The organism is Brucella sp. 22210 (assembly GCF_052045675.1).
Taxonomy (GTDB): domain Bacteria; phylum Pseudomonadota; class Alphaproteobacteria; order Rhizobiales; family Rhizobiaceae; genus Brucella.
In genome coordinates this window covers 63,517-76,726 of sequence record NZ_JBQEPD010000006.1, presented here as the reverse complement: position 1 = coordinate 76,726, position 13,210 = coordinate 63,517, and the positions used below count along the sequence as shown (strand labels likewise).

Here is a 13,210-nt window from a genome sequence, read left to right as displayed (position 1 = left end):
GGTCTTTTGGCATAAATCAGTGACGTTTGAAATAATCAGCCAGCGTTTTCGTGGCTGATAAACTTGCGAAAACGCTCTGATTTGGAGTTTGTGAACACATCTTCGGGTGCACCGTCTTCTTCAACGAGCCCTTGATGGACGAAGACGACCCGGTTCGACACGTCGCGTGCAAAACCCATTTCGTGGGTGACGACAAGCATGGTGCGGCCTTCTTCGGCCAAGCCGCGCATGACGCGCAGCACTTCGCCGACGAGTTCGGGATCAAGCGCGGAGGTCGGTTCGTCAAACAGCATGACCTTTGGCTTCATCGCCAGCGCGCGAGCAATGGCTGCGCGCTGTTGCTGGCCGCCGGAGAGATGCGACGGGTAGAAGTCGCGCTTGTCTGCGATGCCAACCTTGGCGAGTAGCGCTTCGGCCTCTGCAATGCATTCCGTGCGCTGTCGACCCTGAACATAGATCGGCGCTTCGATGATGTTTTCAAGAATGGTCTTGTGCGACCACAGATTGAAGCTTTGAAAAACCATGCCCAGTTCAGAGCGAATCCGGGAGACCTGCTTCTTGTCGGCGGGATAGGCTTCGCCCTTGGAACTCTTGGCCATCCGGATCGTCTCACCGGAAACGGTCACGGTGCCGGATGTTGGAATTTCCAGAAGGTTGATGCAGCGCAGCAAAGTGGATTTTCCCGACCCCGAAGAGCCGAGGATAGAAATGACTTCGCCTTCGCGCGCTTCAAGCGAAATGCCCTTCAGCACTTCATTCGCGCCAAAGCTTTTACGCAGGTTTTCGACTTTTAGCGCCACCGGTGCGTTAGGAGAGATGGCTTTACTCACGATGTTTTTCCTTCGGTGGAGATGCTGACGGCTGGCTGGCGCAAATAGGGCGTGAGCCTGTATTCGGCGATCAGCAGCAAGCGTGTCAGAACGAAATTGATAGCCAGATAGATGGCGCCCGCAATCACGAACACCTCTATCACGCGGTAGCTTTCGGCAATGAGCTTGGCTGCAATGCCGGTGACTTCCATGAGCGTGATGATGGAGGCAAGCGAGGTCGCCTTGATCATCGAGATCATTTCATTGCCGTAGCCGGGCAGCGCCTGACGGATGGCAAGCGGCATCACTACTCTGCGGAAGCAGGTGAAACGCGACATGCCACAGGCTTTTGCCGCCTCGATCTGGCCGTGCGGCACCGACAAGAGGCCGCCGCGAATGATCTCGCTGGCATAGGCTGCATTGTTCAGCGTCAGCGCGATGATCGCGCACCAGTATGGCTCACGGAGAACGGGCCAAAGGAACGAATAGCGGATCGTCGAAAACTGGCTGAGGCCATAATAGATGATGAAGATCTGCACCAGAAGCGGGGTGCCGCGGAACACGAAGACGTAGAGCCGGGCAATCCAGTCGAGGACGCTTATTCCCGACAGACGCATCATGGCAAAGAACAGTGCAAGAATTGCACCGCACACGATGGAGATGGCCGCAAGCTGAAGTGTCAGCGGCACGCCGGCCATCATTGCCAGAAAGGATTCTGTATAGAATTGAAGGTTCATTTCGCCCTCCTGACGCCGCGCGAGAAGTGACGTTCAGCGGCTTGCAGGATGCCGCCGGAAACGGAGGAAATCAGCAGATAGAGAGCGCCTGCGATCAGGAAGAAGTTGAAGGGCAAGCCCGTGGAGCCTGCGCCAATCTGTGCCTGACGCAGAATGTCGACCACACCAACGACGGATATCAGCGCAGATTCTTTCAGGGCAACCTGCCAGACATTGCCAAGTCCGGGCAGCGCATGCCGCAGGGCCAACGGCGCGATAATGCGGCGAAACTTCAGTGCCTGGCCCATGCCACAGGCAGATGCAGCTTCAAGTTCGCCCTTGGAGACGGCTCGAAACGCACCACGAAACACTTCCGTATGATGTGCGCCGCAGGAAATGCCAATTGCCAGAACGCCAGCCAGAAAGGCTGGGAAGCCGATGAAACCCTGTGCGCCGAAGAACTTGCCGAGCGCTGTGATGGCGGCGCTGCCGCCAAAATAGAACAGGTAGATCACCAGAAGATCGGGGATGCCGCGAATGATGGTGGTATAGCCATCAGCAATGCCGCGCAGTGTGCGTCCGCCGGAAATCTTTGCCCATGCAGCAAAAACACCAATCGTTGCGCCAAGCAGAAAGCCGACGACGGCCAGCGAGACCGTTACCAGAGACGCCATCACGAGAACATAGCCCCAGCCATCGGGGCCGAGGCTTAAAATATCGAAAAAAGCCTTCATGATGCTTCAGGCCAATTCTTGAAGGAGCGATTGAACTTCATTTCACTTTCCGGCGGCTGCATTGGCCGTCTTTCATTTCGCTGCGACGGGCAGGGCAGGTTGCACGCTGTCGGGAATAGGATTGACGAAAACGTCGCCATTCAGCCTTTTCACGTGGTCCTGTTTGGCTTCTACAATCCGTTCTGGATGCAAAAACAGTTCCACGGCCGTGCTTCCCATGACCTTTGCGGCATGAGCCATTCCTTTATGAGCAGTCGATAATTTACCCTGCGCCACCATTTGCCACGAATGGAGCGGCGTGCCAATAGCGCAGGTAGCGCCACGCATTTGCACGGTGGGGACAACCCAGCTCACGCTGCCGACGTCTGTCGAACCAACGAGCGAATTGTCTCCCTTATAGGGTTCATAAACATCCTCACAAAGGGCAAGGCCCTCCTTCGGTTCGACGCCGAAACGGCGAAATGCGTCAGAAATGTCTTCCTTGGTCAACGTGGCCTGAAAACGCTGTGCCATTTCCTGATCTTTAGCGTCGAACACGGGTGGTCCCAGACGCTCCAGCTCGCGCTGCATAAGCTGTTCCAGCGGCTTGTTGCCGATCAGATTGGCGTCGCCGCTAACGATTTCGCTGCGCACCGTCGTTTCTGTCATGAGCGCCGCGCCGTCAGCAATTTTCTTGACCCGTTCAAGCAAGGTCTGCATGACGGGCAGGCTCAGCGCACGGATCAGATAACGAACGCTCGCCTTGGCCTGCACGACATTGGGTGCGAAACCGCCCGTATCCGTTACGGCGTAGTGAATGCGGGCCGTTGATGGCATATGCTCGCGCATGTAATTAACGCCGACATTCATCAGCTCAACGGCGTCGAGAGCGCTGCGCCCCAAATGGGGAGCGGACGCGGCGTGAGCCGCACGACCGGAGAAATGAAAGCTAATTTCGTTGCAGGCCAGTGACACAGGGTCGTTGACGCCCGCGAAAGGTGCCGGGTGCCAGCAAAAGGCAATGTCGACATCGTCAAACAGGCCTTCACGAACCATGAAGCCCTTGGCCGAGCCGCCTTCTTCTGCCGGGCAGCCGTAATAGCGCACGCGGCCCTTGATTCCATGCGTTTCCAGATATTGCTTCACTGCGGCGGCCGCCAGAAGTGAACCGGCGCCAAGCAGATTATGACCGCAGCCATGGCCGTGCCCACCTGCCTCAATAGGCTGTTCTTCTGCAATGCCCGCGATCTGGCTCAAGCCGGGAAGGGCGTCGAATTCACCGAGAATGGCAATGACCGGACCTTCGTCACCTGCTTCGCCCATAACGGCGGTCGGCAGTCCTGCGATGCCGCGCGTGACGCGAAATCCTTCGGCTTCAAGCATTGCAGCATGAGCAGCGCTGGACTCATATTCTTCATAATTGGTCTCGGGATGATCCCAAACCGTGTCGCTGAGTTCGAAATAAGCGGCACTTTTGCCGTCCACAATATCCCAGATATCGTGATGGTTCTTCGCCATAGCTCGATCCTCCATCGTCTGGCTCCCATTGTATTGGGGTCCGTTATTGTCGGCCCTTATGTTCGGGATTGCGCTTTTCAGCGCAATCCCGTCGAAGGGAGTAATCTGAAGTGGTGCTGATTACCCCCTTCTGCGTTCATGTCAAACATTGAATTGAAAGCCATCAACCGTGAATGCCTGACCGGTGATGAAGCACGGTTCGGACGTGGCAAGGAAAGTGACAAGGCGCGCGACATCGTCAGCGCAGCCAAGGCGACCGAGCGCGATGCCCTTGATGACTTCATCGGCGCGTTCGGTAACATTCGTGTCGATCTCGGTGCGGATGACGCCGGGGCAGATCGCATTGACGGCGATATTCGGGCCGAGTTCCTTGGCGAGTGAGCGCGTCATGCCGAGAATGCCGGCTTTTGCAGCGGCATAGGCAAACCTGCTGACGGCTGCGGTCACGCCACCGGAAAGTGCATTGAGCGACGACATGGAAACAATGCGGCCGCCGCCCTGTTTCAGCATATGTGGCGCCGAATGCTGGATATAATTGAAGCAGCTTTTCAGGTTGATGGCGATCGCGCGGTCAAACTCGTCTTCCGAAATGTCGAGAATGCCAACCGGGGCAGAACGGCCTGCATTGTTGAGCAGAAAGTCAAGACGGCCAAAGGTTTCAACGGTTTGCGCAACGACTTCACCAGCCCGCTTGTGGCTGGAAACATCTGCCACGCAGGAGATTGCCTTGACGCCGAGGCCTTCGATTTCTGCTGCGGTTGCCGCCAGTTCCACTTCCAGCAGATCAACCAGCGCAATGTCATAGCCCGCACGCGCCAGATCGAGAGCGCAAGCCTTTCCGATGCCTCTTGCCCCGCCGGTAACAATGGCAACCTTGTTTTGTGAGTTCATTTCCAGATGCGCTCCTTTTTGTATTGCCACTTGATCGTATGTCTGCCACATTATTCCACAATAGGAATTTGGTTCACATATATGAACATTGAAAACAGTGGTGAAGTTAAGTCGGCCGTTCGGGTTCTCGAGATCCTTGAATTCCTCGGTCGTGCGCATAAGCCGGTGACGCTCAAGGCAATCGTCGCTGAGCTTGGTTATCCCAAAAGCAGCACGTTCAATCTGCTGGCTACATTGGTGGCTCGGGCCTATGTCGTGCGGGACGATACCGAGTCTTATCGCATCCACGAGGCGTTTCGTGACGGGCCGGGCTGGTCAAGCGGCAGCGATGCTTATCTGATCGCGACGGCGCAGCCGATCATGGATGCCATGCGTGACAGTGAAGGCGAAACCGTCTTTCTCGGCACACGCCGCAAGGATGGGCGGGTTAAGCTCCTCGCCAAGAGTGTCAGTCATCAGGCGGTCCGCTTTGATTCCGATCTGACAGGGTCTGATCCTGCCTATTGCACGGCAATGGGGCGGGTTCTTCTGGCGCATTGGCAGCCGGAAAAGACATCTACCTATCTAGCCAAAGAGCGGATCGTTCCTTTGACGGATAAGACCGTGATCGATCGCGTACAGATACGCCGTATCATTGAAGCTGCCCGCGAGGACGGCTTTGCAATCTGTGACGAAGAGGCGGTTGTCGGCGGGTCTGGCGTCGCTGCTCCGGTTTTAGATGCCAGCGGCGACGTGATTGCAACGCTCAATATGGCCACCATCTCATCGCGCTTTACCGCATGCCGTCAGCGCATGGTCGATGCTGTCGTCAAGCACGCGGCGGAGTTGAGCGCGCGCCTTGGATACAAACCAACAACAGCAGACAAGCAATAACATGGATATAGAATTCAAAGAAAAGCGGGTCCTGGTAACCGGGGCGGCAAGGGGAATCGGACGGGCTATCTGCGAGGCATTTGCTGCGGACGGTGCAATCGTCACTGCTACAGACGTTCTGGATGATGAACTGGCAGAATTGGCCCGTGAGGCACAGCCCGGGCGCGGCGGCTCGATCAGAACCGTGCATCTGGATGTGACTGATGAAGCCGCGATAGCCGCATTGGCGGCGGTCGAAGAGGCCAATGGTGGGTTCGATATTTTCGTCCATGTTGCCGGTGGTGTCCTCGGACAGAAGAAGCGCCCGGTGGAAAATGTTCCGGCCGCCGATTGGGATCGCATCTACGATATCAATGTGCGCGGAGCATTTCTGGTTGCCCGGGCACTTGTCCCCGCCATGAAGCGGCGGGGCACGGGCAAAATGGTCTTCATTTCCAGTGGTGCCGGTCTTGGCGTTAGCCTCACGGGCATTCAGGCTTATGCAAGCGCAAAGGCTGCGCTGATCAGTCTTGCCCGCCAGCTGGGGCACGAGCTTGGACCGTTCGGGATCAACGTCAATGCAGTTGCTCCCGGCTTTCTGCGCACCAGCCCTGACTATGAGCGTCAGTGGGCTTCCTATGGTGATGAGGGGCAGGCCGCAATGATCAACGAAATTCCGTTGCGTCGTATCGGGCTGCCCGAAGACATTTCGAATGCTGTGCTCTTTCTCGCATCTCCCTTTGCGAGCTGGATCACCGGGCAGACATTATCGGTCAGTGGAGGGCCGACATCATGACAACCGATGCGCCTGTTCCAACCTGGACATGGTCTGAAGAACGGCTTCAGACCATCATGAATCGCGCCCGCGCTGGCCGCAGTTTCAAACCGTCTTCATGGCAAGGCGGCGCTCGATGTGCCGTCGCTTTGTCCTTCGATTCAGACCATGACACGTTTGAACTGCGTGATGGTGGAAAATCGATTTCGGCTTTGTCGCAGGGGCAGTTTGGCCCAAGGCATGGGATCCCGCGTATCCGCGAAATTCTCCGCCGCGATGACATCCCGGCCACATTCTTCGTGCCTGCCATTTCGGCCATGCACTATCCTGACGAACAACGCGCCCTGATCGGCGAGGGGCACGAAATTGCCCTTCATGGCTGGATACACGAGCGCAACACATTGCTTGACGGTGAAACAGAGCGCGATCTTCAACACCGTGCTGCCGATGTGCTGGAAAAGATCACTGGTGTTCGCCCGGTCGGCATTCGTACGCCGTCCTGGGATTTCAGCGACAACACATTGCAGATCACCTCTGAAATGGGATTGATCTATGATTCATCGCTTATGGCGGATGTAGATTGTTACGAGCTTTTGCTTAATGGCGAGCCGTGTGGTGTCACCGAACTGCCTGTGGAGTGGATTCGGGATGATGCAGCCTATCTCGTCATGGACAGATGGGGCGGGTTGCGCCCGCAGATCGCACCGCACGATATTCTCCAGATATTTCTCCGGGAGTTTGATGCAGCCTATGAAGAAGGCGGCATTTTCCAGCTGACCTTGCATCCGGATATCATCGGGCACCGTTCGAGAATCTGGATACTGAAAGAGCTGATTGCGCATATTCGCACCCATAAGGATATATGGTTTGCGACCCACGCGGATATTGCGCGCTATGCCAAGCTAAATGGTTGATAGTTAGAGCTTTACGGTGCAGCTGAAACGAACCTTGGCCCGATTTTCGGGCCGGGTGTGTTTACGCGTGATGGTCATGTACGGCTTTCATAGAGCAGAACAAAGTTCATATATATGAACCAAATTCCGCTTTTCATCACTGGTCAGGGGGTTCAAACTCTTTGCAACCGGGCAAAGAAAAGCGCGTAACCGCCGCCCGCATTGCAGATAGAAAACACAAATAAGCATGAGGGAACTATGCTGAAGAAAATTGCGGCCATTGGCCTTTGCACTTTGTCGATGCTTTATAGCGGCAGCGTTTTGGCGAAAGACTGGAAAGCTGTGACCGTTGGTGTCGAGGGCGCCTTTCCGCCTTTCAACCTGACAAGCCCGGGCGGAGAGCTTCAGGGCCTTGACCTTGATGTCATCAAGGAAGTCTGCAAGCGCGCCGAGCTTGAATGCAATATTGTTGCGCAGGATTGGGACAGCCAGATTCCGTCGCTACTCGCTGGTAAATTCGACGTAGTACTGACGATGGGGCCAAACCCGGAGCGTCGCAAGGTCATCGACTTCTCCGATCCTTATGTGATTACGCCGAATACGTTCCTGGTGCCAGCTGATGGTCCTTTGGCCAATCTGCCGCACACGGGGGAAAGCCTTTCCACGGATACCGAGGAAGGCAAAAAGGCGATTGCTGATCTCAAGGAAGCGTTGAAAGGCAAGACAATTGGCGCTTCGCTTTCGACCAGCCAGTTGCAGTTTGTCGAACAGAACTTCGGTGATGCCGTTCAGGTCCGCACCTATAAGGGATCGGAACAGGTCAAGCTAGATCTCGAATCCGGCCGCGTTGACGGTCAGTACGATAATGTGGTTTTCGCGCGTGACCGCGCTGAGAAGAGCAATGGCAGGCTGAAGATCACCGGGCCGCTTCTGGTTGGTGGCATTCAGGCAACCAATGTCTGCATCGGCCTGCGCAAGGAAGAGCCGGAGCTGAAAGCCAAGCTCGACAAGGCACTGGGCGAAATGCGGGCAGATGGCACGCTCGCCAAGATGTCGGAAAAGTGGTTCTCTATGGATTTGAGCCCGAAGAGCTAAGCGAACTGAGCTCTCGTCTTTTCAGGATAGCCCCGCATTTGCGGGGCTTTTTCTGTTTTTGGTGCCGTAAGCGGTTCGCTCGATCTGGCAATATGATCATCTTAAATGCAGCACGTTTGACTTCATTCATCCTCTATTCAAACATCTGGAATTAAAGCATAGTTCGGTAATATGGAGGGACCAAGAATGGTATCTGTAGTTAAGACGACGGTTGCATCGCTTTGTCTCGGCGGCGTGATGGCAATGCTTTCGCCGATGCTCGCAACGACCGCTTCCGCAGCAGAGTTGCAGCGTTGTGCTAGTGAGGGCGGCATTTGCCGACTGCCTTACCCGGCTGAAGTTGTCTATGGAACAGGCGGGCGCAACACGTCCCGTTTCATCGATCGCCCGGAAGTGACGTGCTCGAACCGTGTTTTTGATGACCCGGCACCGGGCAAAAAGAAAAGCTGCTCTTTCGTTGTTCGTGACCGTGACTACCGAGACGGTCGCCCCGACCGTCCCGATCGTCGGGGCCGACCAGATCGTTACGATGACCGGGACCGGGACTGGAGGCCTTGCGCCAAGGAAGGCGGGTATTGCGACTTCTATGGTCGTAAACGGGTTCGCTATGGCGCAAACGGTCGCTTTATAGAGCGCACTTTCCGTGATGGGGTCGATTGCGGCAATTATTCATTCGGTGATCCGGCACCTGGAAAAGGAAAAGCCTGTTATGTGCTGGACTAAGCACTAAGGCATTCTGCAAGCCCGAAGGTATCCGGTTAGGTTGCCTTCGGGCTTAATTTATTCGAACGCGCCTGTGTTGCTGCACGCTTTCAATGCGCGGTTACAAGACTGTGTATGATCGAGAACATCGTGCGTGCGCCATCTGCTGCCGCAAGAATGGCCTGCTGCATTGGCCCAGCTGCGCAATCACCCGCAGCATAGACTCCCTTCATTGAAGTCTCATTCATCTCATCGCGCCACAGGCCCCCATCATCGCGTAAATTGAGTGCCAGTCCCGTGACGATGGGTGTTTGGCTTTGAAGTGGTCTTATCCATAGCGACTGGATATCTTCTCGACGTTCATCCTCGAGCACTATTCCACCGATGGTGTGACCATCGCCGCTAAGAACTTCTTTGATAGGCATTGTTACCAAACTGATCTCTGCTCGTGACAGATCTGACAGTTTCTCGGCTGGTAGGTCAGCGCCATTGGTGAAGACGGTCAGGCGACCGGCCCAGTTTTTGAAGAACGCGGCGTGATCCAGCATTGCTGTTGTTTCCGCAAGTACACCCCAATGCTCGCCGCGATGCTCAAAGCCATCGCAGAAGGGGCAATGATGAACACCGCGGCCCCAGTTTTCCGCAAGGCCTTCAATGGCCGGAAGCTGATCCGTCACACCAAGGGCGAGGAGAATTTTGGGCGCAGAAACAACGTCTCCATCGACCAACTCTACTGAGTAGCCTCCATCTGTTGGCCGGATGGCCTGAGCAAGGCTTTCGCGATAGGTCACTGTTTCATAGCGTGATAGCTCTTCACGCGACACCTTCCGAAATTCTTGCGGCAGGATACCATCCCGTGACAGGTAACTGTGCATGGCGGGCGCTTTTCGATTTCGGGGCTCTCCGCCATCGATGATGAGCACTTTGCGCAGTGCGCGGCCAGCAATGAGGGCTGCTGAAAGTCCAGCGGGGCCGCCGCCGATGATAATGGTCTCGTAATTTTGCATGATTGTTATCCGGTCATCTTGATTGCCGTTGAGGGAGTCGTGCCAAAGCAGCTTGGTCAAACTGTCGTTGTGAACTCCGAAAACGGTGCTTAATCGTATATGACACAACATAAGTTACATGAAATGAGAGAGTCAATAGTCATGTAACTTCACTTGTATCAATTTGCTTTCTGGCCAGAAATGCCCGATAATCAAGCTCGTCTTTTCAGGCCGATACAAAGAGTGAAAACATATGAGGCAGGATAGCCGGCTCTCCCGCATGTTGCATGTGTTGATCCATATGGATCACCACGACGGCGCCATGACTTCAGAAGAAATCGCATCAATGCTGGATACCAATCCGGTGGTGATCCGACGCACTATGGCTGGGCTACGTAAGGAGGGCTATGTGCATTCCGAGAAGGGGCATGGCGGTGGCTGGACACTGGCGCGACCGCTGGACCAACTGACCTTGTTTGACATTTATCGCGCCGTTGGCGAGCCATCGATTTTCGCGGTCGGCCCCGCCTATGACATGCCCGGTTGTGTTATAGAACAAGCAGTTAACGACAAGCTTAAAAGCGTTTTCAATGAAGCAGAGCAGCTGCTCATGACGCGATTACAAGGCGTCACCCTTGCAGATATCGCGCAGAATTTTTCGGCAAGCATGGCGAGGAATGGCCATTCGGGAAAAGCAAAACGGACCTCTGCCTGAAGCTCGAGCTGGAGATCATTTGCCGGTCGTCTGTTGCCTCCATCTAGTCTAGTCTCCCACAATTTCACGACCATGAATAAGCCACATTAGGACAGGGTTCCTCGCGTTGAAGGCACGTGCAGGGACCGTGCTCCTTGAGGTTGAATCCGCGTAAAACCTCATTCAGCAACGGTTCATGATCACGCAGGTAACGCTTCTGTGAAGTTGCCGCAATTTGCCTCTATTCGCATTCCAGCATGCGCGGAATCGGAAGCAGGCCCTTTGCTTATCAGTTCTGCCTTCCAGAAGGAGAAGGATTTATGTCTATTCGTTCCAAGCTTCGCGCCACTGTTGCGATACCGGTGATGTCGGTCTGTGTTTTCGCACAGCCATCTTTCGCGGATATGCTTTCGCAGCCTTATCAAGTGGCACAGGAAAACAGCGAAGAGCGAGCCCCTCAGGAACAGCCCGTTGAGCAACCACAGGCAGAGGGCGAGCGTCCTTCTGAGGAAGGCCAGGGGCGTCTTCATGCTGAGGAGCAGAAGCAGGCTGAACAGGAGGAAGCGCAGCGTCAAGCCGAAGAGCGCAAGCGTGCCGAGCAGGAAGAAGCGCATCGCCAGGAAATAGAAAAGCAGCAGGCGGAAAAGGCCGAGGCTGCAAGACAGGCTGAAGAACGCAAGGCGGCTGAAGCGGAAACGCAGCGTCAGGCGGCTGAACAGAAAAAGGCCGAGGAAGAAGCTGCCGCACAGCAGAAGGCGGAGCAGGAAGCAGCGGAACGTAAGGTTGAGAAGCAGGACAAGGCTGCTGCCGACGAAGCTGAAAAGCAGGCTGCCGAGCAAAAGAAGGCGGCAGAGCAAGAGACGCAGCGCCAAGCCCAAGAGAAGAAGCCTGCATCGGAAGAAAACGCACCGAAGGGTGATGCTGAACCAGAACAACAGGTTCCTGCTCACAAGAAGCCAGCAGCGAAGGCGCCGGATGCAAACGGTGCATCGGAAGAGACTGCCAAGGAGCCTGCGGAACGGCCAAAGAAGAGGCCGGCTCCTGCCGACGATGCACAGGCACAGAAGCCAGCGACACAGCCGGAATCTGCACCTATTCCGGTGCAGCCGACCGAACCGCAGACTGGTGAAGTCAATCCCGTTCAACCTGCGGAACAGCCAGCTGTCAAAGAACAGCATGGAAAGAAGAATCGCGAGCCGTCGTCGGTAGAGCAGCAACCAGTGGAGCAGCCGCAGGAAGCTGAAAAGAAGCCAGAGCCTGTGCCTGCAATCGTGGACAAGCGCTCAGCTGCCGAAAAGGAAGCAATCGCGAAAGATCCATCGAAGACCGACGAAACGGTGGTTCTACCGGTCGAAAATGGCGCTGCCATTCTCGATAGCGACAAGGATGCCGATAATAGCGGTGGCAATCAGGCCCGAGAGCAACGTCGCAAGCAGCGTGGTCAGCAGCGTGAAGCCGAAGCCTCAGCGCCGCCCCCCGCAGACGACGCATCCGCTCAGATCGCCATCCCAGAGCAGATCAAGGCCGATCTTCCCAAGAAGATTGAAGCCAATCTGAAGGAAAAGGGAAAGCGTGTCGACGAAGCACCGGCTTTCGTTGTCCCGGAAACCACAAATATCGTGAACAACACCGTTGTTAACAACACGGTCGTCAATAACACGACGGTCAACAATGTGACGAACAACGTCAGCAACGTGAAGGTGCTTGAGCAGGTCGACAACCGCGTTGTTATGGATGTCGGCGACCGGATGTTTGTGCGCGGCGATGACCGCCCACGTCTGCGCCACAATGCCGAAGAAGCCTATTATGATGAGCTGCCACGCGGCCGCATGCGCGAAACGATTGTGCGTCCCGGTGGCTACCGTGTGGTCACTGTTTATGACCGTTATGGTGATGTTGTGCAGCGCTCCCGTATCGACCGCGATGGCAACGAGTATCTGATGGTCTATGCCCCCGACTATGAAGATACGCGGCGTGCCGCCATCGCCGATGTTGGTTACGATCTGCCACCGATGCGCCTCACGATCCCTGTCAGCGATTACATCATCGACGTAACAGACGACCGTGATCGTGACTTCTATGACTTCCTGTCCATGCCACCTGTCGAGCGTGTTGAACGCGTCTACACGATTGATGAAGTGCGTCATTCGGCACGTCTGCGCGATAAGGTGCGTCGTATTGATCTGGACACAATCCACTTTGCGACCGGTAGCGCTGAAGTCTCGCTTTCACAGGCCAAGACGCTGCGCAAAGTGGCCGATGCCATGCAGAAAGTACTTGCCAAGGACCCCGGTGAAACTTTCTTCATCGAAGGTCACACGGATGCTGTCGGCTCTGATCGGTCGAACCTCGTTCTGTCAGACAAGCGCGCAGAGTCAGTCGCAAGCCTGCTGACGGAAGTCTATGATATTCCGGCTGAAAATCTCGTTACTCAGGGTTACGGCGAACGGTTCCTGAAGATCAAAACTGATGGACCGGAACAGGAAAACCGCCGTGTCACCATCCGTCGTGTAACGCCGTTGGTTCGCCCGGTAGCGCAGCGCTAACCACCGGTGGCGCATCACAA

13 protein-coding genes are annotated in these 13,210 nt (G+C 55.5%); 7 read left to right on the top strand and 6 right to left on the bottom strand.

The window, feature by feature from the left end:
• Positions 1–35: 35 nt before the first annotated feature.
• From ACTJKP_RS10225 to ACTJKP_RS10205, 5 genes are all read right to left on the bottom strand, one after another.
• Positions 36–830 (bottom strand): ABC transporter ATP-binding protein, encoded by a 795-nt coding sequence (locus tag ACTJKP_RS10225; protein ID WP_440630555.1) that lies wholly within the window; start codon positions 828–830, stop codon positions 36–38.
• Positions 827–1,546: an ABC transporter permease gene (locus ACTJKP_RS10220; protein ID WP_440630554.1), complete on the bottom strand. Its 720-nt coding sequence runs from the start codon at positions 1,544–1,546 to the stop codon at positions 827–829. Before ACTJKP_RS10220 ends, ACTJKP_RS10225 begins: the two co-directional genes overlap by 4 nt.
• Positions 1,543–2,259 carry an ABC transporter permease gene (locus ACTJKP_RS10215; protein ID WP_440630552.1) on the bottom strand — a complete coding sequence of 239 codons (717 nt, stop codon included), beginning with the start codon at positions 2,257–2,259 and terminating at the stop codon, positions 1,543–1,545. Before ACTJKP_RS10215 ends, ACTJKP_RS10220 begins: the two co-directional genes overlap by 4 nt.
• A gap of 72 nt (positions 2,260–2,331) precedes the next feature.
• Positions 2,332–3,771, bottom strand: a complete 1,440-nt coding sequence (locus ACTJKP_RS10210) for a M20 family metallopeptidase (RefSeq protein ID WP_078337155.1) — start codon at positions 3,769–3,771, stop codon at positions 2,332–2,334.
• A 126-nt stretch (positions 3,772–3,897) separates the two neighbouring features.
• Entirely contained in the window at positions 3,898–4,647 is a 750-nt protein-coding gene (locus tag ACTJKP_RS10205) for an SDR family NAD(P)-dependent oxidoreductase (RefSeq protein WP_109366426.1), read from the bottom strand.
• Positions 4,648–4,728: 81 nt separating this feature from the next.
• Between ACTJKP_RS10205 and ACTJKP_RS10200 the strand changes: the two genes are divergently transcribed.
• The 5 genes from ACTJKP_RS10200 (at position 4,729) to ACTJKP_RS10180 (ending at position 8,985) form a co-directional block, all read left to right on the top strand.
• Positions 4,729–5,520 carry an IclR family transcriptional regulator gene (locus tag ACTJKP_RS10200; RefSeq protein ID WP_440630551.1) on the top strand — a complete coding sequence of 264 codons (792 nt, stop codon included), beginning with the start codon at positions 4,729–4,731 and terminating at the stop codon, positions 5,518–5,520.
• 1 nt (position 5,521) lies between these two features.
• The gene (locus ACTJKP_RS10195) at positions 5,522–6,295 is read left to right on the top strand and encodes an SDR family NAD(P)-dependent oxidoreductase (protein WP_078337153.1); all 774 of its coding nucleotides are present in this window, start codon (positions 5,522–5,524) and stop codon (positions 6,293–6,295) included.
• The gene (locus tag ACTJKP_RS10190) at positions 6,292–7,188 is read left to right on the top strand and encodes a polysaccharide deacetylase family protein (protein WP_440630550.1); all 897 of its coding nucleotides are present in this window, start codon (positions 6,292–6,294) and stop codon (positions 7,186–7,188) included. The genes ACTJKP_RS10195 and ACTJKP_RS10190 overlap by 4 nt, the downstream gene beginning before the upstream one ends.
• Positions 7,189–7,425: 237 nt before the next feature.
• Positions 7,426–8,262: a transporter substrate-binding domain-containing protein gene (locus ACTJKP_RS10185; RefSeq protein ID WP_113534238.1), complete on the top strand. Its 837-nt coding sequence runs from the start codon at positions 7,426–7,428 to the stop codon at positions 8,260–8,262.
• A gap of 186 nt (positions 8,263–8,448) precedes the next feature.
• Positions 8,449–8,985: a hypothetical protein gene (locus tag ACTJKP_RS10180; RefSeq protein ID WP_440630549.1), complete on the top strand. Its 537-nt coding sequence runs from the start codon at positions 8,449–8,451 to the stop codon at positions 8,983–8,985.
• An 89-nt stretch (positions 8,986–9,074) separates the two neighbouring features.
• Here ACTJKP_RS10180 and ACTJKP_RS10175 read toward each other — a convergent pair whose 3' ends face one another.
• Positions 9,075–10,031 carry an NAD(P)/FAD-dependent oxidoreductase gene (locus ACTJKP_RS10175; protein ID WP_440630548.1) on the bottom strand — a complete coding sequence of 319 codons (957 nt, stop codon included), beginning with the start codon at positions 10,029–10,031 and terminating at the stop codon, positions 9,075–9,077.
• A 172-nt stretch (positions 10,032–10,203) separates the two neighbouring features.
• Between ACTJKP_RS10175 and ACTJKP_RS10170 the strand changes: the two genes are divergently transcribed.
• Positions 10,204–10,665, top strand: a complete 462-nt coding sequence (locus tag ACTJKP_RS10170; protein WP_113534241.1) for an Rrf2 family transcriptional regulator — start codon at positions 10,204–10,206, stop codon at positions 10,663–10,665.
• 299 nt (positions 10,666–10,964) lie between these two features.
• Positions 10,965–13,190 carry an OmpA family protein gene (locus ACTJKP_RS10165; RefSeq protein ID WP_440630547.1) on the top strand — a complete coding sequence of 742 codons (2,226 nt, stop codon included), beginning with the start codon at positions 10,965–10,967 and terminating at the stop codon, positions 13,188–13,190.
• Positions 13,191–13,210 lie beyond the last annotated feature (20 nt).

Bases quoted from the DNA above. Each gene is read 5' to 3' on its own strand.
- ACTJKP_RS10185 (WP_113534238.1), top strand. From the start codon at position 7,426: ATGCTGAAGAAAATTGCGGCCATTGGCCTTTGCACTTTGTCGATGCTT.
- ACTJKP_RS10165 (WP_440630547.1), top strand. From the start codon at position 10,965: ATGTCTATTCGTTCCAAGCTTCGCGCCACTGTTGCGATACCGGTGATG.
- ACTJKP_RS10210 (WP_078337155.1), bottom strand. From the start codon at position 3,771: ATGGAGGATCGAGCTATGGCGAAGAACCATCACGATATCTGGGATATT.
- ACTJKP_RS10170 (WP_113534241.1), top strand. From the start codon at position 10,204: ATGAGGCAGGATAGCCGGCTCTCCCGCATGTTGCATGTGTTGATCCAT.
- ACTJKP_RS10215 (WP_440630552.1), bottom strand. From the start codon at position 2,259: ATGAAGGCTTTTTTCGATATTTTAAGCCTCGGCCCCGATGGCTGGGGC.
- ACTJKP_RS10220 (WP_440630554.1), bottom strand. From the start codon at position 1,546: ATGAACCTTCAATTCTATACAGAATCCTTTCTGGCAATGATGGCCGGC.
- ACTJKP_RS10195 (WP_078337153.1), top strand. From the start codon at position 5,522: ATGGATATAGAATTCAAAGAAAAGCGGGTCCTGGTAACCGGGGCGGCA.
- ACTJKP_RS10190 (WP_440630550.1), top strand. From the start codon at position 6,292: ATGACAACCGATGCGCCTGTTCCAACCTGGACATGGTCTGAAGAACGG.
- ACTJKP_RS10180 (WP_440630549.1), top strand. From the start codon at position 8,449: ATGGTATCTGTAGTTAAGACGACGGTTGCATCGCTTTGTCTCGGCGGC.
- ACTJKP_RS10205 (WP_109366426.1), bottom strand. From the start codon at position 4,647: ATGAACTCACAAAACAAGGTTGCCATTGTTACCGGCGGGGCAAGAGGC.
- ACTJKP_RS10200 (WP_440630551.1), top strand. From the start codon at position 4,729: ATGAACATTGAAAACAGTGGTGAAGTTAAGTCGGCCGTTCGGGTTCTC.